At 39.3% G+C, this 22,685-nt stretch carries 12 protein-coding genes and 1 pseudogene; 7 read left to right on the top strand and 6 right to left on the bottom strand.

The features are described from left to right. Window positions 1-3 precede the first annotated feature (3 nt). From entS to fes, 4 genes are read right to left on the bottom strand one after another with little or no spacing between them, the layout of a single operon-like run. On the bottom strand, window positions 4-1,254 hold the full coding sequence (gene entS, locus I8T81_RS09880; protein WP_198071019.1) for an enterobactin transporter EntS: 1,251 nt from the start codon (window positions 1,252-1,254) through the stop codon (window positions 4-6). Next, entirely contained in the window at window positions 1,251-8,402 is a 7,152-nt protein-coding gene (locus tag I8T81_RS09875; protein WP_198071018.1) for a non-ribosomal peptide synthetase, read from the bottom strand. The genes entS and I8T81_RS09875 overlap by 4 nt, the downstream gene beginning before the upstream one ends. A gap of 12 nt (window positions 8,403-8,414) precedes the next feature. Then, complete coding sequence (locus I8T81_RS09870) at window positions 8,415-8,630, bottom strand: MbtH family protein (RefSeq protein WP_151683090.1); 216 nt, start codon at window positions 8,628-8,630, stop codon at window positions 8,415-8,417. Window positions 8,631-8,659: 29 nt separating this feature from the next. Continuing rightward, window positions 8,660-9,859 carry an enterochelin esterase gene (fes, locus tag I8T81_RS09865; protein ID WP_198071017.1) on the bottom strand — a complete coding sequence of 400 codons (1,200 nt, stop codon included), beginning with the start codon at window positions 9,857-9,859 and terminating at the stop codon, window positions 8,660-8,662. Between the two features lie 265 nt (window positions 9,860-10,124). Here fes and I8T81_RS09860 point away from each other — a divergent pair, with 265 nt between their 5' ends. The 5 genes and pseudogenes from I8T81_RS09860 (at window position 10,125) to I8T81_RS18910 (ending at window position 14,730) form a co-directional block, all read left to right on the top strand. Beyond that, window positions 10,125-10,895 (top strand): SDR family oxidoreductase, encoded by a 771-nt coding sequence (locus I8T81_RS09860; protein WP_046812794.1) that lies wholly within the window; start codon window positions 10,125-10,127, stop codon window positions 10,893-10,895. 44 nt (window positions 10,896-10,939) lie between these two features. Next, window positions 10,940-12,163 carry an isochorismate synthase gene (locus I8T81_RS09855; protein ID WP_198071016.1) on the top strand — a complete coding sequence of 408 codons (1,224 nt, stop codon included), beginning with the start codon at window positions 10,940-10,942 and terminating at the stop codon, window positions 12,161-12,163. A gap of 11 nt (window positions 12,164-12,174) precedes the next feature. Next, window positions 12,175-13,839, top strand: coding sequence for a (2,3-dihydroxybenzoyl)adenylate synthase (locus I8T81_RS09850; protein WP_198071015.1), 1,665 nt, complete (start codon window positions 12,175-12,177; stop codon window positions 13,837-13,839). A 21-nt stretch (window positions 13,840-13,860) separates the two neighbouring features. Continuing rightward, window positions 13,861-14,511 (top strand): annotated as a pseudogene (locus I8T81_RS09845) (isochorismatase family protein); the annotation flags it as partial. Window positions 14,512-14,529: 18 nt separating this feature from the next. Then, a complete protein-coding gene (locus I8T81_RS18910) occupies window positions 14,530-14,730 on the top strand; it encodes a phosphopantetheine-binding protein (RefSeq protein ID WP_373368118.1) in 201 nt (66 codons plus the stop codon). 43 nt (window positions 14,731-14,773) lie between these two features. Here the strand turns inward: I8T81_RS18910 and I8T81_RS09840 are convergent, their stop codons facing one another. After that, window positions 14,774-17,923 carry a multidrug efflux RND transporter permease subunit gene (locus I8T81_RS09840; protein WP_198071013.1) on the bottom strand — a complete coding sequence of 1,050 codons (3,150 nt, stop codon included), beginning with the start codon at window positions 17,921-17,923 and terminating at the stop codon, window positions 14,774-14,776. 217 nt (window positions 17,924-18,140) lie between these two features. On the opposite strand from I8T81_RS09840, the gene I8T81_RS09835 reads away from it, so the two are divergent. Both I8T81_RS09835 and I8T81_RS09830 read left to right on the top strand, forming a co-directional pair. Next, window positions 18,141-20,102 (top strand): TonB-dependent receptor plug domain-containing protein, encoded by a 1,962-nt coding sequence (locus I8T81_RS09835; protein ID WP_039253706.1) that lies wholly within the window; start codon window positions 18,141-18,143, stop codon window positions 20,100-20,102. Between the two features lie 140 nt (window positions 20,103-20,242). Then, entirely contained in the window at window positions 20,243-20,644 is a 402-nt protein-coding gene (locus I8T81_RS09830) for a transcriptional repressor (RefSeq protein ID WP_198071012.1), read from the top strand. A gap of 71 nt (window positions 20,645-20,715) precedes the next feature. Here the strand turns inward: I8T81_RS09830 and I8T81_RS09825 are convergent, their stop codons facing one another. Beyond that, window positions 20,716-22,497: a bifunctional metallophosphatase/5'-nucleotidase gene (locus I8T81_RS09825; RefSeq protein WP_198071011.1), complete on the bottom strand. Its 1,782-nt coding sequence runs from the start codon at window positions 22,495-22,497 to the stop codon at window positions 20,716-20,718. Between the last annotated feature and the right edge of the window lie 188 nt (window positions 22,498-22,685).

The following is a 22,685-nucleotide window of genomic DNA, read 5'->3' as shown; positions in this document are numbered from 1 at the left end:
GGTTTAATTTTCTTGTAATTTAGGATCTTGGAATCCTGTTTCACGCATATCTTGAGAGTTGAATAAGAACATAAATCCTACTGCAAAGCTTAATATGCCAAAGAAGAGAATACTTCCTGATATTGGTAAAAACCGAGTTAAGAGACCTAAAGTTGTAGTGGCAATTGAGTCGCCTAATGCATCTTGTGCGAGCCAGATTGCGTTAATCCGCCCTAGATATTCATCAGGAGTATGTCCTTGCACAATGCTGTATTGAAGCAAGTTGGCAATCGACATCAAATATCCGAAAACACATAAAATGGGTAAAGTCACGATGAGCCAAGGTGAAAGTCCAATCATAATCATACAACCAAAAACACCTAAGCACGTATAAAGCATAACTAAGCCGGGTTTAAGTAACTTTGTTGTCCATCCACTCAATAAGGCACCTAAAGTTGAGCCTAAAGGCACGGCCGAATACATAAGTCCGAGTTCAAATGCGCCGCCGTGAAAAATTTCATCTGCCATTTGCGGAAAAATAATACGAATAGCACTGCTAAAACTGAGCAATGTTCCAATTAAAATGGTGCTACCGACTACTTTATTTTTAAAAACAAACTTAAACCCTTGAGCTAATTGGCGAAGAGGACTCTCACCATTTGATGCATGTTGCGGTTTAAGGGCAGGTAGTCCCATTAATAAAAACACAGTGAGTAAAGTACCCACCGTTGAGACCCAATATACGGTTGCAACACCACTAGCAGCAATTAAAATACCGCCGATTGCTGGTGAAATAACGGTTGCAAGACGTACGGATACCATACTGATCGCACGGGCTTGTACAATATTCTCGCGCCCTACAATCACAGGCATGATCGCCATCATTGCTGTTACACCCAGTGCACCAAAGAAACCATCCCATGCTGAGAGAAAATAAATCGCATAGAGCGAAGGGTGCTCAAACATGGCGTTGATGGCGAGGCCTGCAAAGCCTAAACCACACACACCACGTGCCAATAAAATCAGCCATTTCCGATCTTTGCGGTCTGAAAGTAAGCCACCAAGTAACAAGCCAATAAACATGGCAATGCCTTCAAAAGCCATTGCAACTGCAACGTTCAATGAGCTACCAGTGATGTCATAGACTTGTTTTGGAATAGCTACGACCAACATGCCAATAGTTAACAATGACAGTGTGCGAGCAATAAATACATGTCGGAAATGAGCATTACGTTTTAAAAGACTAAAATCGGTCAATATAGATTTGAAGCTCATGGCGTGTGCTCCTCTAAACCGCGTGCCTGACAAATCATACGGTTTAAAATCGGACCAAGTGTTTCAAGCTGCTGTGGAGACAATATATCGGTATGGTCTGCTTCGCTTAGTCGAACAATATTAAGTTTTTTAACTAAAGGTGACCATTGTTGTTCTGGTTGGATATACGGCAGCAAGTCTTTTTCAGCGACAACTAAGTGTAGTTCACCATCAAAGCTCGGCATCTTATAAGGTTTTAATAAACGGACGGCATCGCGATAGTTCGCAAAAATATCCTCTTGTAAACGGCGGGTTTCTTCACTTAATGCCGTATCTGCATCTGCTAAAATATCATTGAAGAATTGAAGCTGTTCTTGTTCGGCTTCTGCATTCATTTCCTCTACCGACAAATGTAACCACTGATGAATTTCAGCAGGGTAAGTGTCTAATAAGCCGAGATAATCAACTTTTTCACCTTGTTCAGTGAGCTTCGCTGCAACTGCATAAGCCACAGTGCCGCCAAGTGAATAACCTAGTAATGTATAAGGTCCAGTTGGTTGTTGCTTGCGAATAATCTCAAGTTGTTTTTCAACCAGTTCGTCCATGTCATTGCTATTTGCCAATAGGCCATCTGGTCGAGGAGACTGCAAACCGATAATAGGCAAATCAGAATGCAGATAACGATTCAGAACCGTATATTGCCATGCCGAACCAGAACCTGGGGAGAAACAGAACAATGGATGCCCAGAGCCAGAACGGATTGGTAAAATAGGTTGCATACCAGTTTGTTCAACTTCTGCCAAACGTTCTTGTGAAAGAAGCAAAGCCGCTAAATGCTGAATAGTCACATGACTCATTAACTGACCAATTGGAATGGTCCGCTTAAATACTTTTCGGATTTCAATTGCAAGCTTCATGACCAAAATGGAATGTCCACCAATGGCAAAGAAATCTTCGTTAACACCAATATTTTGATCCGTATTTAAAACTTGTTGGAAAATACGTGTCAGTTCATGTTCAAAAGCAGTGGTGGCATACTGTTTTTTTGTATTTGAAGACTCTAGCTGCGGTTGTGGCAGTGCTTTACGGTCCAGCTTACCATTATGACTTAATGGGAATTGTTCGACCAACATATAGTGTGTCGGCACCATATATGCAGGAAGCTGTTTCGCCAATTGTTTCTTTAACTTGTCGATGTCCACAGGTGCAGTTGTTTGCAAGTAAGCAACCAACTGAACATCAGCTTTATTTTGTTCAGAAGAAATAGGGTGTACAACCACATCAAGACCACTGATTAAGCGTAATTGTTGTTCAATTTCACCCAGCTCAATACGTTGCCCACGTATTTTTAACTGGTCATCAGCACGGCTTATATATTGAATACTGCCATTTGCATGCCAACGGGCAATATCACCAGTGCGGTACATACGTTGACCTGCTGCGAATGGATTTGCCACAAAACGCGTTGCTGTTAAGTCCGCTCGATGCAAATAACCCATTGCCAATTGATGACCTGCTAAATAAAGCTCACCGTCTACTCCAACAGGAACAGGGCGTAAGTATTGATCTAAAATATAAAGCTGGGTATTCCAGACTGGATAGCCAATTGCAACGCTACTTTCTTCCGGATGTAGTCCCAGTGTTGCGTCCATATAACTCACATCTACCGCAGCTTCTGTTGGGCCATATAAGTTATGCAACTCACAGCTAAAGTGCTCGGTAAATGATTTTGCTAAAGCTGTTGGTAATGCCTCACCACTACAGAACACTCGGCGAATTGGTAAACTGTGACGCTGAGCAGATGACAAAATTTCGGTAGCAGCATTTTCAAAAACAGCCAACATTGAAGGTACAAAATGTAATGTTGTTACTTGGTATTTTTGAATGAGGCTTAATAATGCCAATGGGTCACGGTGTGCATCCACATGTGCCATAACCAATCGTGCACCTACTAAATATGACCAGAAAAACTCCCATACCGAAACATCAAAAGTGCATGGCGTTTTTTGTAAAATTGTATCGGTTGCTGACAGTGGATACTCTGATTGCATCCATAAAATACGGTTCACAATGGCTTGGTGAGAAACCATGACACCTTTTGGTTGGCCTGTTGTACCCGATGTATAGATTAAATATGCCGGATGCTGTGGCGTAATGACTGTTGTTTTATAGCTGCTTAAATCAACCTTTGTTTCATCAAACAATTCATTAAAAGCAAAGATAGCTATTGATGTAGAGGCAATAGCAGCTAGATCTTTTTGTTCACCAATTACAAGTTTAGATTTGGCATCCTGCAACATAAATTTGATGCGTTCAGACGGATGTTGTAAATCAATAGGTAAATAAGCTGCACCTGCTTCAATCACCGCTAAAATAGCGATACTCAATTTGACTGATCTTGGTAGGGCAACCGCAACAATATCTCCAGCCTGTACGCCCGCGCTTTGTAATTGCTGTGCTAAAGCACAAACTTGCAAACGCACCTCACTGAAACTGAGCTGATGATTTTCATCTGATAACGCCGTTTGTTCAGGCGTAATTCGAGCTTGTTCTCTGAGTAATTGCTGTAATGTGCTCTGACGAACATAGTATTGAGTTTGATTCGTTTTCTGGATTAAATCGCGTTCTTCGGCCAGTTGTAAGCGATAATGACTTAGAGAAGTCTCTGGTTCATTTAATGCAATTTCAATCAATTGAACCATTCGCTCTAGGAAATGTTCAGGTTGATCAATTACACCACGCTGTTCGAGTAATAGTTCAATTTGATGATCAGGAATAACTAACAAAGCAAGTGGGTAATGGCTATAGCCACGATTTGTGAGTTTTGAAATCGCAGCATCACCAAGTTTTTGCTGTAAATACTGATTATCAGGATAGTTTTCTACGACTAACAAACTATCGAAAAGATTGCCTTGTCCCACTAATTGCTGAATTGCACCCAGACCCAAACCATCATGTTCTAAATGTTCAACATGCAATTGCTGTAACTGAGTCAATTGTTCCCAAAGTGTTTGCTGCATGTTGAGCTTTACACGCACTGGAATCGTATTTAAAAACAATCCGATCTGCTGATCTAAGCCATTGATAGGTGCTGAACGCCCAGAAACAGGAGTACCAAACACAATATCTTCACGATGAGCATAAATATTTAAAGTCATTGCCCAAATCATTTGCATGAAGACATTGAGCGTGATGCCTTGCTGGCGTAATTTGTGTTGAAGTTTCGCACCCAACTCAGCACTTAAACGATATGAAGTTTCCTGTACAGCTTGCTGTGCTTGATTAAATAAAATAAGTGGCCGTAAATCTGCTAAATCACGTTGCCATATTACTTTTGATGTTTCATGGTCACGTCCAGATAAAGCTTTAATCACTGTTTCATAACTATATTCAAGAACAGGCAGTGGTTGGTTAGTTTGCTGATAGGATTTAATAAAGTCTTGTAAAAACAGCGGAGTTGACCAACCATCTGTTAACAGATGATGCACCATAATCAATAGTTCTGACTGTTCTGGAGCATGTTGAATTAAGGTTGCCCGAATTAAGCCATAGGGTTGGTCAAGGTGAATCGGTTGCTGCAATGCTTCTTGAATGGTTTGCTCAAGCAGATCGGGAGTGACTGAGCAAAACTGAACTGGCCAAGCTTGAGTAGGATGTAATGAATAGATAAAAACAGGTTCTTCAGCTAATTCACTATCAAAATGTCCACCTAATTGAGGGTGACGTTTTAATACGGTAATCAACGCTTGCTGTAAACGTACCGGATCAATATCTCCATTTAAACTAAGACGAGTAAAGGCATTATAATTCGATTGTTTTTCTACTTGAGATAAGAACAGCATGCCTTTTTGCAAAGGAAGCAAAGGTAAAATGGTGCTATTTTTTCCATATTTTTCTTGAACTTTTTGTTCTAGCTCTGCTGAAAATAATGGTTTTGAAATAGCCGCTTGTTGCTCATCTAAACGGGTGAGTTGCGGTGCCATAGCGGCCACTGTTTTAAATTGGAATACATCACTTGGTCTTAAGCCGTAACCACGTTGGCGCAATTGAGTACAAAGCATAATGGCCGAAATACTATCGCCACCTGTCATAAAGAAGTCGTCATCAATTCCAATTGCGTCAAGCTTAAGAACAGATGCAGTAATTTGACATAGAAGTTGTTGTTCAGACGTTTCGGCCATTCGGCTATGGGTACGAATTTGAGGTTTTGGCAGTGCTTTTTTATCAACTTTGCCGCTTACATTTCGTGGAAATTCGGACATAACAGTCAGGGCAGATGGCACCATATATTCAGGTAAGTTTTGACGTAACTGACTTAAATATTGCTGACTTAATTGCTCACTGGTTTTTTCATCAAGTTCAATGTCTTTAACCACACAATAACCGAGTAAACGATGACTATTATTAATCGGTTCTGCAATGACTACTGCGCTTTCAACATTGGCTAAAATCGAAAGCGCATTTTCAACTTCACCGATCTCAACTCGATAACCACGAATTTTGATCTGGTCATCACAGCGCCCCATAAATTCAAGTTTACCCGCGCTATTCCAGCGAACTAAATCACCCGTACGGTACATGCGCTGTCCATGTTCAAATGGATTCGCTACAAAGCGGGCAGCACTTAAGTCAGCGCGACCTAAATAACCATTGGCAATACCAAAGCCAGAAATATAAAGCTCACCAATAACCCCAGTCGGGCATCGTTGCAAGTGGCGATCTAGTACATAGGCCTGTGTATTACCAATCGGGTTACCAATGACAGGGCGAGCGGTCTGTTTTAATTCTGCTCGGAAAGTATCAACCGTATATTCTGTTGGGCCATATAAGTTATGAGCAAAAAGCGCTGGCTGAGCATTAAGCTGTTGCCATAAAGCTAACGGTGCAGCTTCACCACCAATCAAAATAAGACTTGGATGATGCTGATTTTCAGCAAATAAACCATTCGTCATCATTTGCGCGCAAAAAGATGGCGGTAAATCAAGTGTATCAATTTGTCGCTGCTGAATTTCTTGCACTAGACCAAATGCATCTCGACGCATGTTTTCATCAAAAATATGTAGCTCTTGGCCCCATAACATCCAGAAAACTTGCAACCAAGATGAGTCAAACGAGAACGAGTGTGTATGCGCTGCACGTAACGGACGCTCAGGGAATCGCTCATTTACAGCTTCTAATACAGGCCAATAAATGGTTGGCTTATGCGACAAAATGAGGTTGAGTAAAGAACCATGTGTGTTCATTACCCCTTTAGGACGACCAGTACTACCTGAGGTAAAAATTATATAAGCGACGTCTTGGAAATTAAATTTACGATTTTCGGCAGCTATATCACTCGCATCTTGCTTTCGAATGTGTGTTTGAACATCTTCATGATCAAGATATAACTGCTGAATGTTTTGTGGTAGTTGCTGTGCAAGTGCTTGAGTAGTTAATACAAATAATGGGTTGGCATCTTCACACATCATTTGCATACGATCGATTGGGTAATCTAAATCGAGAGGCAAGAAACTCGCACCAGAATTGAGTACAGATAACATCACCACAACTGAATCAATCGAACGAGGAATAGCGCCAGCAATGACAGTTTGCTTTTTGGCTCCATTTTCTTGTAAAAAACGAGTCAGTTGATTTACTTGTACTGCAAGCTCAGCAAAACTCAGATGCACAAGGTTTGGACGTTCGCCACTCACGATTGCCTTACGTTCGGGATACTTTTTAACTTGTTCATAAAAAATATCTAGAACATTATTATATTGTTCGGGGTGACTAACACGTGGTCCAATACCACTTTGGGTCAGGGCAGCAAGTTCATGCTGTGGGGTAATATTAAAACTATTCCATTGTTGTTCTGGTTGAATCAGCGCTTGTTCAAGCAATAGAGTTAAACGTTGCCCATGCATAAAGAGCTCATCTTGTGTATAGCGCTCTGCATCTGCACGCAGTTCTATAATCAGCTCTTGGTCTTGAACAATAAAAGAAAACTCAAAATCATCAATTGGTCCTGTAGAAATGTGGTGTGTTTTGACCTTTTCACCATCTAACACTAAATCTTGGTCAAAAGCTTTATAGTTCAAAATAGGGCCGTACATTCGTTCATAAATGTCGATACTATTTAAATCTCTTAAAATCTGTTCAGCATCATATTTTTGATGTGGACGTATCTGTTGCAGCTGAGTTTGTACATGCAGCGCTGAGCTCATCCAGCTGTCTTTTTCACTCACACTGAACTTTACCGGTAAGACATTTACTGCGGGTAAAGTCGAGCGAATTGCTTTTGAACCTAAACGGCGCATAAATGGAATACCGACAACCAATTCTGCTTTGTCGGTCATTTTGTAAATATATTGTAATGACAATGACATCATCATGTCATTCAAACCAACTTTAAGATTTGAAGCAATCTGTTGTATCAGGGCTAAAATTCCTGAAGAAAAACGAAGGTGATGCTTAACAAATTGTGCTGTTGTTTTTGCTGCCAAGTGATGAGTACTTAAAGTGACAGGACTCGGTAAATCTTGGCAATATGACTTCCAGAAGTTCTGATCTTGCTTAAATTGATGGCTATTTTCATAAGCCTGACGTTCTTGAATAACATGTCGAACTTCAATAAAAGGCGAAGGACTAAGATCTTTTCCTGCACGTAATTGCTGGTATAAATCAACAATACGTTTAGTCAGGTTAATCATGCTAAAACCATCAAGCATGATGTGATGATAACGCTGATACCAATACACTTTGTCATGCGTCGTAAATAACACCTGACGGTATAAGTGATTATCGGTTTCTTTAAGTGATTTTGCGCATAACCGATCTGTTGGCATCCAATCCCATAAACGTTGCTGAGCTTTTTTAGGCGTTAAATGACAAAAATTAAATTCTTCTATTTGTATTTGAACTTGATTGTTAAGCTCAATAAACGGTTGAGACGCGTCAGATGAATATGAAGCAATGACCGTATCGGCTTCATTTAAACCAATTTGAATGGCTTGTTTAAATAATGAAAGATCAACCGATTTAGGAAGTTCAAGACAGTGAGCAATGGTATATAGATCATTAATAGAACTTAAATGATCGGCTAGAAATATCCCCAATTGTGTAGAAGTAAGCTCAAAGCGTGTTGGCCCAGAAAGCTCTTGGGTAAATTCATTATGTAATGCTTGATTCATGACTGTTCTCCATTACGCTTGTTGAAAAGGATTAATGGTTAACCAATGCTTTTTTACATATGCAATACATGAAGCCCGCGTATCTGGTCCATGCTGAATATCCCACCCCGATGGCACCTGATGTTGAGCAGGCCATAAACTGAACTCACCTTGCTGATTTTTTAGAACTTGAAAAGATAAACTTTCGTTATCAAATGGATTGATATAATTTTCCTGTAAGTTACTCATGATATTGTTATCCTTGATGAAACAAATGGTTATAGTGAAAGAGTTTGTTGCAATGCCTTAAGCAAGTCAGTACGCCAGTTCACGGCATCATGTCCGCCTGAAAAACTGTGAAAACTCACTTGATTGAATGATTGCAATTGTTGATAAAGCTGAAGGGCATCGTCCCGCATATCGGTTTCATACGTGCCAGCACTGATATAAATTCGAGTTGTTTTTGATAATTGATCAGATAAGTTTTTAAGCAGTTCTAAAATATTACCTTTATGCTTTTGCCCTAAAATACTGTTTGAAAAATCTGACCACCAATAAGATCCAGACTGCAAAATCAGGGAAGTAAAAATGGTCGGGAACAACAAGGCGCTATGTAAAGCGCATAATCCACCTAAACTTTGACCACATAACGTAATGTCTGTTTTAGAAACAAAGGAATATTCTTTTAGAAGCGTTTCAATGAGTTCATCAACCAACGCCCGACTAAATGCATCATGGCAACCATAATCTTGTTGGCGTTGTTGACTATTTAAACTATGAACAAAAACATAAACTGCTGGACGAATCTTATTTGAATCAGTCAAATGTTGAATTTCGGGCAGAATTGAAAGCTCTCGACTCCAGATTTGACCATCAAGCAATATGACGAGTGGCAGGTCTTCTTGAACCGATTGATGACTAATAAAAATGTCGACCAAATAGTCTTGTTGGCATAAGCGACTTGACCATTGGAATGTCTTTGTAATCGGGCAATCGTCTATGAAAGATATTGTGTTTTCGAGTTGAATTTGATTGATGTATCGGGCCAGATGTCCCGTATAAAACTCATTTTGATTAAATGAGTCAATTTGAGCATTTTGTTTAAGCTGTGTTTGCCACCATGAGCGTCGTGTTGACGCACAATCTGTTTCTGGCGCTTCTTCACTAGCGGTCACTACAACATAACTACCAGCCCAAGCTAGAGGCAGCTCTATTTCAAAAAAATGCACATCTGTCCCAGCTATACGGCTAAAACGATTCCACTTTTGATAGATAGAAGGGCTTTGTGAATAAATATCAATATAGACAAAGATACTTTCTTTAGGCTCAGGACTACGCCAAACAAAGGTACATAGCGCTTTATTTTTTTGTAGGTTAACGAGTGGGCTACCTATTTTTTTAACGATATTCCACCAGACCTCACTCCCAACATTGAGTTGTTGGAATAGGGGATGTAAGGGATGAGAAAATGGCTTCATTTTGAGTCCATCTCGACAAGAAAGCGCGGTCAAATTATCAAAATGATTATCATTAGTAAATGAAAACAATTATCATTATAATCAATAAAGAAATGCTTATTTTTATAATATTAATTAAAAACAATAACTTAATTTAAAATTATGGTTAATAAATAGCTTAATTTAGATTGTAATCATATGTTTGATATTTATTGCACTTGATAATAATGATAATTATTTGCAATTATGTTGCGCAATTTAATATTGCTTCAAACAGGAGTTAAATATGAGCTCTACCATCGTAGTCACAGGTGCTGCAAGAGGTATTGGAGCTGCTATTGCAAAAAAATTATTGCAGCAAGGGTATCAAGTGATTGGTATTGACCAACAGGAAAACCCAGAACAATGGGAAATCATTCAAAAGCTAGAAAACTATGAAATATCACGTTGGCAAGGAATTTCACAAGACATTACACAGCAACAAACTACTCAAAATTTGATTGCGGAGCTTTTGGAAAAGCACAACATTACAGGCTTAGTAAATGCAGCGGGCGTATTAATTATGCGTTCTATGCTTGAAGCAAAAACAGAAGACTGGCAAACACTTTTTGCTGTAAATGTCATGGCACCCATCGCAATTAGTCAACAACTTGCCAAGCACTTTTGTGAAAAAAAGCAGGGGAGCATTGTCACGATTAGCTCGAACAGTTCACGTATGCCACGTATACAACTTGGCATGTATGCAACGAGTAAAGCTGCACTGAGTCATTACTGCCGTAATCTTGCACTTGAAATCGCACCTCACCAAGTCAGGCTCAATATTGTTTCACCAGGCTCTACGCTCACTCAAATGCAGCAGCAGCTTTGGACAGATAATTCGCCTCCACCTGCTGTTATTGATGGTGACTTAAACCAGTACCGCACTGGTATTCCACTTAGAAAACTTGCTCAGCCTGAAGATATCGCTAATACCGTTAGCTTTTTACTTTCAGACCAAGCAGCACAAATTACTATGCAAGAAATTGTGGTCGATGGGGGAGCCACATTAGGCGTTTAAATATTAATTCATCACAACAAAATAATTTTATAAGGAGTTGCGAGATGTCGGTACAGCATCCGTATTTTATCCAACGAGAAAATTTTACTGAAAGCAGAATTACACTCGCAAAAGAAGTTTTAAATTGCACTGATAACGCTGGTTTTATATTTACGACTCCTGAATACATCATATCGAGTCATCAAAAACTTAAAGATATTGAGGTTACAAAAGACACTCAGTTAAAAGAGTGGCTAACCGAAGCCCGTTTACAATTACAACAAGCGATTGCAGATGGTTATAGCGATGCCAAGGTTATGGGTGGGTTGCCATTTAGTTCATCGGCAGATGTTAATTTAATGCTGATGCAAGATGCCAAGGTTTACCAGAAAGCTTTATTTTCACAAACCGATATTAATCTTGATGACTTAATCTTAAAGCAGGCCGATTATTTACCTTCAGGTGAACACTATAAACAGCAGGTTGAATATTTAGTACAACAAATGCGGGCACAAAAGCTAGATAAAGCAGTACTTGCTCGTATTTTACAACTTGAATTTGAAGAGAATCTTCCAGTCTCAGATGTATTTTATAACTTGGCCAAGCATAATCCTGAAGGATATAACTATGCAGTCGCAAGACACCCTCAAAGCGAAGGTTGGTTTGTTGGTGCAAGTCCTGAACTATTAATTGCAAAGCAAAATAATAAAATCTGGAGTAAACCTGTTGCGGGCACATTAGCACGCGATGATGATCCGATTGTTGACCAAAATAATGCAAGAGCTTTACTAGCTTCACAAAAAGATCAACATGAGCATGCTCTTGTCATTGAAATGATTGCTGATGAACTCACACCTTTCTGCAAGCAACTGCATGTGCCCAAACAGCCTTCACTTATTCGCACCAAACGTCTTTGGCACTTGGCCTCACACATTACGGGTGAGCTTAAGCAAGCCGATACTCATGTTTTTGACTTAATTCAACGTCTACATCCGACACCGGCAATTTGTGGTGAGCCAAGCTCTGTAGCAAAAAATTTGATTCATCAACTTGAACCATTTAACCGTGAACTATTCGCTGGAACAATGGGTTGGGCCGATGCCGAAGGTAATGGTGAATGGTCGGTGACTGTTCGCTGTGCTCGTATTTATCAAAATATTGCCCGTTTATTTGCCGGTGCCGGAATTGTGGAAGCCTCACGTCCACAAGCTGAACATGCCGAAACTGCTGCAAAGTTCCGTACTGTACTTGATGGCTTGCACATTTCACCAGACCAATTACCACGATAAGGAATAAATAAATGACAACTAAGAATTATTTAGTTGGCGCTGTGCCATATCCAGCTGAATTTGCTGAGGTTTACCGTAAAAAAGGTTATTGGCTTGGACAAAACTTGAGTGATTTCTTGCGTGAAAGTGCTCAAAAGTATGCGAAAAATATTGCAATTTATGATGGTGATAAAGCTGTTAGCTATGAAGAATTTGACAACCTAGTTGATTGTTGTGCCAACCATTTATATCAATATGGCTTACGTGCGGGCGATAAAGCCGTCGTACAAATGCCAAACCGCTATCAGTTCTATATTCTATTTTTTGCACTGATTCGATTAGGTGCTTTACCAATCATGTCTTTGCCTGCCCATCGATATGCTGAACTCAGTAGTTTTTTCAAACAAACCCACGCAAAAGCTTATTTCTGCGCAGATTTTGGCGCCCAAAAATTTGATTACCGAGAGCTTGCTGAAAAGCTTCAGCAAACAGCACCTTGCTTAGAGCATGTATTTGTACTTGGTGATGCTGGTAATTTTGTTGCTATCGAAAATCTATTAAAAGAAACAGAAATTCTAGCGGAAGCAATCTCGCCAACTACAGCAAATCAAGTGGCTTTTTTACAGCTTTCGGGGGGTAGCACAGGTGTTCCAAAACTGATTCCACGTACTCATGATGATTATCTCTACAGTGTTCGTGAGAGTGCCAAAATCTGCCAACTTAATCAGTCATCACGCTTACTCATGGTTTTACCTGCGGCACATAACTTTTCAATGAGCTCGGCTGGTTCTTTAGGCATTTTTTATGCTGGTGGCGCAGTGGTTTTAGGTACAGATCCAAGTCCGGAAACTGCATTTCCACTTATTAAAAAACACGGTGTGACAGATGCTTGTTTAGTTCCTGCATTGGTTCGACCTTGGATGGATAAAGCAGCCAAAGATCAAGATCCAATATTATCGACTCTACGTTGTTTACAAGTCGGAGGAGCGCGTTTACCCGATGCTGTTGCCTCACGTTTAATTGATGAGTTTAAGGTTAATTTGCAACAAGTCTTTGGAATGGCTGAAGGACTTGTGAACTACACCCGTTTTGGCATGTCAAAAGAACAAATTATTCATACCCAAGGTTTAAAAATTTCGCCAGATGATGAAATTTTAGTACTAGATGATCATGACCAACCCGTAGAAGTGGGAGAAGTGGGGCATTTACTCACTCGTGGTCCTTATACCATTCGTGGCTATTACCAAGCACCAGAGCACAACGCTCGTTCTTTTACACCAGATGGTTTTTATCGTACAGGCGACCTCGTTCGTATTCGTGAAGATGGCTGCATTGTTGTAGAAGGACGTTCGAAAGAACAAATCAATCGTGCTGGTGAAAAAATTGCAACTGAAGAAGTCGAGCAAGCTTTATTAACTCATCAACAAATCCGCTTGGCAGCACTTGTCGCTATGCCTGATGAGATTATGGGTGAAAAAAGCTGTGCCTTTATTGCATGGCAATCACAAACCAATGATCCAAGTCCAATTCGCCTTGCTATGTCAGTTCGTCAGCATCTTAAAGACTATGGACTGGCTACCTACAAAATTCCCGATCGAGTCGAATTTATCGAGCAATTTCCATATACAGCCTTTGGAAAAATCGACAAAAAAAGATTACGTCAACAACTTGAAACTAAAACCAATGTTCTTGCTTAAAGATAAAAAAGGAAAAATTTAATGAGTATTCCCAAAATTGCCAGTTATAGTATGCCTCAAGCCCATGAGTTTACACCTAATAAAACCCATTGGCAGTTACATACCAATCGCGCCGTGTTATTGATCCATGACATGCAGCAGTATTTTTTAGACTTTTATGATCAAACTCAAGCGCCTATTCCAGAGCTTATTAAAAATACTAAAGAACTGATTGAAACTGCCCGTAAGTTTAATATCCCTGTGGTCTATACCGCACAACCTGGTAATCAGACACCTGAACATCGCCAGTTATTAACTGATTTTTGGGGAACTGGTCTAAAAGATGACCCGTATATTACTCAGATTTTGCCGGAAATATCGCCCCAGAAAAATGATACCGTTTTAACAAAATGGCGTTATAGCGCATTTAAGTTTTCACCACTTGAACAACTCATGCGCGAGTCAGGTCGTGATCAACTTATTATTTGTGGTGTTTATGCCCATATTGGCTGCCTCATGAGTGCCGCAGAAGCATTTATGCTCAACATACAACCATTTTTATGTGGTGATGCACTCGCTGACTTTAGCCGTGAAGAACACGACATGGCATTAAAATATGCAAGTACACGTTGTGCTCAAGTCATGACAACTCAACAAGTGACTCGCGCTTGGACACTTGAACAAGCAGCCTCGCCATTAACCCAAGCTGGGATTGTTCAAGCGGTAAGTGAGCAACTACAGATTCCAGCTTCGGACATTCAGTTAAATGATGATCTACTCATGCTTGGGCTTGATTCTGTACGACTCATGACTTTAGTGGGTAAATGGCAGGCTTATGGTGCTCAAGTGAGCTTTGAAGATTTAGCAGAACAACCAACTTTAGAAGTATGGATTGAGAAACTAGTCGCTTAAATTTAATCAATAAAAAAGCAGATCATTGATCTGCTTTTTTATTCTATAAAGATGGATGATCTTTTCTATATTTAGATACGCGTCTAAACCACCCCCGTCCAAGCGACCATTGCAAAGCCGGTAAACTATGTACCAAAACAAAGAAAAAGACCGTAAATACAGGGACCAGTAAGGTTCCAATAATCACACTGCCAAATACACTCATACCAATTTCATGGCGACTCACTGCACCAGCACCTGTAGCAACGACAAGGGGAATGACGCCCGCACCAAAAGCTAAAGACGTCATTAAAATAGGACGTAAGCGCAGGGCTAAAGCTTCACATGCGGCGGTAACATAGTCTTTACCTTGTTTTATGGCTTTAGTCGCGAACTCCACAATTAAAATTGCGTTTTTACAAGACAAACCAATACCCGTTAGTAAGGCAATTTGGAAATACACATCGTTTGGTAAGTTAAAAATTTGAGCAAATAAAATAGTTCCAGTAATTCCTAGCGGAAGCCCAAGCAAAATAATAAGAGGCACTTTCCAGCTTTCATATAAAGCAGCTAAACATAAGAAAATAAATAAAATAGAGATAATATATAAAAACAAGGCTTGCTGGCTCGATTGCTGCTCTTGTAACGAGAGACCACTCCATGCGACATCTACACCAGATTGTTTACTCACCATATCACTTAACTGTTGCATTGCCTGACCTGAGCTAAAGCCAGAACTAACATTTGCTTCAAGTTGTATGGCAGCAAGTCCCATAAATCTTGCTAGTGTTTCTGGGCCACCAGTCCACTCACTTTGTCCAAAATGCGCAAGAGAAAGCATTCCACCTGTATTATTACGGACGTGCCAATAAGCTAAATCTTCAGGTTTAGAGCGAAATTCAGCATCACCTTGCATAATGATTCGTTTAATTTTGCCTCTTTCAACAAAATCTCCCACATAGTTTCCACCCCAAGCAGTCGATAAAGTTGAACGAATCGCTTGTTGATCAATCCCTAATATCTTGGCTTTATTCTGGTCGAGTTGAATAAAAACTTCAGCCTTATTTTCATCTACAAGCGGACTTAAATTTTCAAACGCAGGATAATTGTGAGATTCTTTTTCTAAGGCTTTATATTGTTTAATGAGTTCATCACGTCCTTGACCATTTACATCTCTGAGCCAAAGTTCTAAGGCATCAGACTGACCTAAACCAGAAACACTTGCCGGCATACCCACCATAACTTTGGCTGGTAAGTTTTTTTGCAAGTAATTTTGCGCACGCTCACGTATAGCACTTGCAGTATTAGCTTCACCTTTACGTTCATTCCAATGTTTTAAGGAAACAAACGCCATACCTAAATTTGGACCGCTCCCTGAAAAGTTTTGTCCATTGACTACAAGAACAGTACTAATATTTTTAGCTTCATGTTCAAAGAAATAGTTATTAACCACTTTACCTACTTCTTGTGTTTGGCTCATAGACGCACTGTTATGCAAACTATAAGGCACAGCCAATAAACCCTGATCTTCATTTGGAATAAAGCTCGTCGGCAAACTACGATAAATCACAATTAAAACAGCAGATAAAGCTAACACTACAAGACATGAAAGTGCTCTAAATTTGATTAAACTTTTTGCTAAAAAACTAAAACCAACTTTAACTTTTTCAAGTAAAGTCTCAAGTTTTTGTCCCCATTTAGGTTTTTGAATTTGTTTTTTTAGTAAGACAGCACACAAAGCTGGCGTAATAAACATGGCTACCAATAAAGATAACAACATCGCAGCCGCTAGGGTGATTGAAAACTGGCGGTAAATCATGCCCGTTGAACCACTAAAAAAAGCCATGGGAATAAATACGGCGGTTAGTACCAAGGTAATACCAATCAATGCACCGCTAATTTCTTGCATCGATGCTAAGCATGCATTCCGAACACTTAATTGTTGTTCATGCATAAGCCGTTCAACATTTTCAACCACGACAATCGTGTCATCGACCAATAATCCGATTGCTAGAACCAGTGCAAACAGGGTAAGTGTATTAATACTCATTCCAGATAAATACAACACAACAAAGGTACCGCAAATCACAATAGGTACAGTAATGGTGGGAATAAGTGTAGCGCGCCAATTTTGTAAAAAGAGATACATCACAATGACGACTAAAACTACTGCTTCAAGCAAAGTAATGATGACTTGTTTAATCGACTCTTCAATAAACGGTGTATTGTCCCGCGGATAAACTACTTTATATCCAGTGGGTAGATGCTGCTTGAGCTGTTCAATTTTTGCTTTAATTAGACCAGAGGTTTCAATCGCATTCGCATCAGGACTGAGTGAAATGCCTAAACCAGCGGAAGGGTAGCCGTTTAGCGTATTAATACTTTCATAGTTTTCGGCGCCTAACTCGACTCTCGCTACATCTTTTAAATAAACCAGACTCCCATCTACATTGGCTTTAACCACAACCGATTTAAAATCGTTGACTGTTTTTAGCCGAGATCCTGCAGTGACTTTGGCATAAATATTCTGGTCAGAAGCCGAAGGCATGGCACCAATCGAACCTGCAGCAATTTGGGTATTGTAGTCTTCAAGTGCCTGTTCAATATCACTCGGCATAAGTTGATAATTTCTAAGCTGATTTGGATTTAACCAAATACGCATGGCATAACTTGAACCAAATACATCAACTTCACCAATTCCTTGCAATTGTGAGAGCGGCTGTTCAAAGTGATTAACCATATAGTCCGATAATTCGATATTGCTGGCTTTACCTGTCTCATCGTATAGCCCCACAATTAACAGCATATCACCTGTGGTTTTCCAAATATTTACTCCTTGCCGTTGTACTTGCTCGGGAAGACGGTTTAATGCACTGTTAATGCGGTTTTGTACTTGCAGTTGTGCCTTATCAATATCTGTACCAATTTTAAAATGAATATCAATACTGGCCGTTCCTGAAGATTCACTATTTGATGTGAAATAGAGTAAGTTATCCAGTCCTTTGATTTGTTGTTCTAAAATCTGAGTTACGCTTTCTTCAACAGTTTCAGCAGACGCACCTCGGTAATTAGCAACCACTGTGACACTTGGAGGAGCTAAGTTTGGATAACGTTCAACGGGCATTGCACGAATAGAAAAAAAACCAAAAATAAGAATAGTGATGGCAATGACAGATACAAAAATAGGGTGATAAATAAAAAATCGAGAGAGCATTGTTATGTCTACTTTAAGCTTGTTTTCAATAGGTTTTTAGGCACACCAAATTGTAATATTAACTTTTTTAAATCAAACAAACAATAATGATTATCATTATATAAATAATAATTACTTTTATCTTGAACAATAAAAGTCATGAGGCTATCATGCTCGGCACATCATAAATGATAACAATTATCATATGGTAATCGTTATAAAATATAAGGACCGAGAAATGACATTAACGAAAAAGGCGCTGGTGGTCGCTCTCTCAACACTGCTTCCATTCGCAGTCCAAGCAAATACAGATATTGAGCAACAGGGTACAAATGAGCCTGTTCAAAAACTTAAAACTATTGTGGTTTCTGCTGCTTTAAAAGAACAAGATGTAGATAAAGCACCCGCATCGATTAGTGTCATCACAAGTGAAGATATTGAACGTAGTGCGGCACTCAGCCTTGCCGATGTTTTACAAAAACAAGCTGGGGTTTATAACTATAACAGTGGCCAAGATAAAATCGTTATACGGGGAATGCTGAATACCTCGGGGAACTACACCTTAATTCTTTTAAACGGTAAACGCATGTCATCTAATGGCGCCATGTGGCGAGGTAATGACTTTGACTGGAGCGCAATTCCTTTAAATAGCATTGAGCGTGTTGAAGTGATTCGTGGGCCTATGTCATCACTCTATGGTGCAGATGCGATGGGCGGTGTAATTAACATCATTACTAAAAAAGCAGAAGATGGACAATTACACGGTTCTATTTTTGGTCAATATAACCGGGCTGACCGAGGCGATGGTAAAAACCAGTACCGTTATGGATTTAACCTATATGGTGGTTTAACCGATAATTTAAGTTTTACTCTGGCAGGTGACGCTTATAATCGCGATGCGTGGTATAGAAAAGGCCAGCCAGATCCAGATGGTGCATATTTTGTAGAAAAAGACACCAAAAACGTAAATGGTACTTTAAGCTGGAATATTAATGATCAGCAAACTCTAGATTTAGATTTGGGTTATAACAACGATAAACGTCCGCTGACGCAAGATGCAGCTACATCTATTCAAGAATCTGAAATGAAGCGAACCAATGTAGGCATTGCTCACCGTGGTAAATGGGCTTGGGGTAAAACAGAAGCTTATATTGGTAAAGAAACAGCTAAAATCTATGACTATGACAGTGAGTACGATGCGCCGCAAAGCCGTCACTATAAACAAGAAAATTTAATTGGTCGTGCTTTTGCCAACTTTGACTGGCTCATGAATAACACGACTGCTGGTTTCGATTATAAAGACCAGAAAATTACAGACGTTGTAAGTTATATCGGCACTGGAAAAAATCAGCAAAAAAGCTACGGTATTTTTGTGCAAAACGATACCCATATTAATGATGCACTTACCTTAACATTAGGTGGTCGTTACGACGACTTTGATGACTTTGATGGTAAAACGACTGGTAAAGCCTATTTAGCATATCAACTTGCTGAAGGAGTCATACTTAAAGGTGGCGTGGGACAAGCTTATAAAGTTCCGGCTCCTGCTCAGTTAGACATTAACTACTCGATGATTTCATGTGGAGGTAGTTGCCACATTCGAGGTAATCCAAATTTAGCACCTGAAGAAAGTACAAATTATGAAGCATCCTTAATTGTGACCCGTCCAAACTGGAATGCTGGCGTTACAGTTTTCCAAAACGATGTGAAGAACTTGATTGAAGCAATTACCTTGAGTGATGGTGACCCGCGTTTAGTAGGTGATTTTAGAAAAATCTGGACCAATGTCAGTCGTGCAGAACTCAAAGGTGTTGAGCTTACAGGTGGATATGATTTCACTGACAATTTAGGCGTTAAGGCAAACGCAACTTATCTGGATGCGAAAAACAAAACTACAGGTAAAGACTTAACTGAACGACCAGAATGGCTTGCCAATGGCTCTATTTCTTGGGCACCAGTTCAAGACTTTCGTGTAAATGCAGGCGTGAGTTATGTAGGCAAACAAATGTACTCTGCAACTAAGGAGTTACCAGCTTATACGACCTATGACCTTACGTTTACCTCGCCAATTTCGCCACGTTTAACACTGGATTACGGTGTGAAAAACCTGACCGATGTTGACTTGGAAGATAAAAACAAAACTTTTAATACCAAACTTTATGGCCGCAATTACTTTGTGAAAGCGACTTATAGTTTCTAAGTTAAATCTAGACTCAAAGCTTATTCATAGGGGAATAGGCTTTGAGCTTTTCAGTTAGAAAACATCCATAATTTTCAAGTAAATATAGACAAAATAATTTTTAAAACTTTCTATATTTCTAAACTTTAAGGTTAATTAACATGACGACAATATCAAAATCATTATTAAATGGATTACCTATAAAAAAATCGAGAATACAGGTTTTTGAAATTTTAAATCAGAACCCACATGGCTTAAGTGCGGATAGCATTTATGCACAAATTAAAAATGAATATAAAATTACACTAGGCACCATTTACCGAATTTTATCTGAGTTTGAAAATCGCAAACTCGTTAAAAGAGTGTTTTTGGGAAAAAGTAAAAGTATTTATAAGCTCAGAAAAGATAAAATGAGTTGTAACCTGATTTGCCTAAAAACAGCAGAAACTTCAAGTTTTGAGCATGAAAAAGTGAAGGAACTATTGCACGAAGTTATGGATATTATTTTTGCAAATACTGGAGCAAACATCAGTAGTGTAGAACTTAATCTCTATACTGAATAAAAGCTCGTTTAGCTTTTCATATAAAAATAAAGGACAGCTTCGTACTGTCCTTTATACGTCATTAAATGAAATTATTTGATGACTTTAATTCGAGTTGTAGCCGGAATAATGAGTGGTGAATTTTTAGCAACATAGCTCTCAAAGGCATCAATATCTTGACCGCCACCAACACGGTTCTGACCATCCTTTAACACTGTAAAGTTGTCACCACCATCTGCCAAGAAGCTATTGACTGTTACGCGATACAACTTGGTGTCAACTAATGGAGAGCCTGCCACCATAATATTGCTTGCTCTTGGTGAAATAGTTGTATTTGCTGAATATTGATAACTTAGCTCTTTAGAAGGCTGTAAAATTTTAGGTGAACTAGCATTTCCACCAGACCATTGTTGCTCAAGGACATCTCGAATTTGTTTACCGGTTAAACTCAGTGTCACAATAGAGTTACCAAAAGGCTGAACCGCAAAAATATCACCAAAAGTAATTTGGTTATTGTTATTAATTAAGAGGTCGGCACGTACACCACCTGGGTTCATGAGTGTAAAGTCTGAACCTTGGTCGCTTGCTTTAAGAGCAGAGGCTTGTTGTGCATCAGCAATCATATCGCCTAACGGACTTTCACCACTTTCAGCCTGAGTACGGCTCACAACGGCAGTAGACGTTCCAACCACCCGCCCAGAAATAGTTGTTACCGCTTGACGGTATTTATCTAAAATTGCTTCGATACTTGGTGTCTTACTAAATTTTTGATAAAGATCTGTAAGGCTTACAGTGGTTGTACCTGAAGTATAGGCCTCACTTTGTACTGGAACTTGTTTAGCATCTTTTTTAATAATGTCGCCAGTTTTACCATCTAGCTCAATCTTAATATCGGTAATAAGCGTGCCGTATTGGCCAGCGGAAGTCAGTAAGAACGGTTTAGCCGGGTTTTTAGTTGCATAGTCACAAATATAAGATTGATGCGTGTGACCTGAAACAACAATATCAACTGCAGGATTTAAGCGATCTAAAATACCTAAAATCGGCCCACTTAAACCATCACATGTTTTTTGATTAAGCTTAATACTTGGTGCTGCACCTTCATGGACAACCACTACAAAAGCCTGAATTCCTTGTTTTTGTAGTTCAGGAATGAGGGCATTGACTGTATCGGCTTCATCACGAAACTCAACGTCTTTAATACCAGCTGCAGACACAATGCTTGGAGTTGCTTTAAGCGTTAAACCAATAAATGCAACCGGAATTCCGCCATAAGTTTTGACTTTATAGGCTGGAAAAATCGTTTTGCTTGCATCGGTTTTCATTGCGACGTTTGCTGCAAGGAAGTTAAATTTTGCACCACTAAAGTTTTTATTAATTTGGCAGGGTGCTGTGCTTGTATATTGTTGACAGCCACCATTTTGCAAACGGCGTAACTCATCTGTACCGCGATCAAACTCATGGTTACCCACAGCATTAAAGTCAATTTGAATATCATTCATGACATCAATGGTAGATTCATCTAAAAATAGTGAAGAAGTGAGTGGAGAAGCGCTAATTAAGTCACCTGCTGAAACAACAGCATTATTAGGGTTTTGAGCTCTAAGTTTCTTAATTGCGTCTGCAAAGTAACTCACACCCCCAACAGGAATACGTACTGTCTGAGATGCATCATTTGGGTTAGCTGCATCAACGTAGCGTTTAGGCGGTTCTAAATTTCCATGAAAGTCATTAAAAGCTAAAATATCGACAGTCTGATTACTTCGTGGTGCAGATGTATTTGAATCACTGTCATTGTTATCATTACAACCAGCTAATAAAGCCATCGCCAGACATAAAGATGTTGTCTTAAATAATATATTTAAAGTCGTCATTTTTTATCAATTGGTGAATTAAGATGCATAAAAAATACGCATACTGTGTGAATATTTGATGAAAACTAAATCTTAATCAAAATCAGATGATCTTTAAAAAAATAATGCTAAGATGGTGGTAGATAAGCATGATCAAAAGGAAATAGATAAGGCGCTAAAACAGATCGTAATTTTTAAGGTTTTCATAA

This window comes from Acinetobacter seifertii (assembly GCF_016064815.1).
Taxonomy (GTDB): domain Bacteria; phylum Pseudomonadota; class Gammaproteobacteria; order Pseudomonadales; family Moraxellaceae; genus Acinetobacter; species Acinetobacter seifertii.
The sequence above is the reverse complement of the archived record's forward strand: the minus strand, read 5'-3'. Positions and strand labels throughout refer to the sequence as shown.

What these genes read in the sequence shown, in the direction of transcription:
- entS (WP_198071019.1), bottom strand. Translation starts at nt 1,254, where the DNA reads ATGAGCTTCAAATCTATATTGACCGATTTTAGTCTTTTAAAACGTAAT.
- I8T81_RS09875 (WP_198071018.1), bottom strand. Translation starts at nt 8,402, where the DNA reads ATGAATCAAGCATTACATAATGAATTTACCCAAGAGCTTTCTGGGCCA.
- I8T81_RS09870 (WP_151683090.1), bottom strand. Translation starts at nt 8,630, where the DNA reads ATGAGTAACTTACAGGAAAATTATATCAATCCATTTGATAACGAAAGT.
- fes (WP_198071017.1), bottom strand. Translation starts at nt 9,859, where the DNA reads ATGAAGCCATTTTCTCATCCCTTACATCCCCTATTCCAACAACTCAAT.
- I8T81_RS09860 (WP_046812794.1), top strand. Translation starts at nt 10,125, where the DNA reads ATGAGCTCTACCATCGTAGTCACAGGTGCTGCAAGAGGTATTGGAGCT.
- I8T81_RS09855 (WP_198071016.1), top strand. Translation starts at nt 10,940, where the DNA reads ATGTCGGTACAGCATCCGTATTTTATCCAACGAGAAAATTTTACTGAA.
- I8T81_RS09850 (WP_198071015.1), top strand. Translation starts at nt 12,175, where the DNA reads ATGACAACTAAGAATTATTTAGTTGGCGCTGTGCCATATCCAGCTGAA.
- I8T81_RS09840 (WP_198071013.1), bottom strand. Translation starts at nt 17,923, where the DNA reads ATGCTCTCTCGATTTTTTATTTATCACCCTATTTTTGTATCTGTCATT.
- I8T81_RS09835 (WP_039253706.1), top strand. Translation starts at nt 18,141, where the DNA reads ATGACATTAACGAAAAAGGCGCTGGTGGTCGCTCTCTCAACACTGCTT.
- I8T81_RS09830 (WP_198071012.1), top strand. Translation starts at nt 20,243, where the DNA reads ATGACGACAATATCAAAATCATTATTAAATGGATTACCTATAAAAAAA.
- I8T81_RS09825 (WP_198071011.1), bottom strand. Translation starts at nt 22,497, where the DNA reads ATGACGACTTTAAATATATTATTTAAGACAACATCTTTATGTCTGGCG.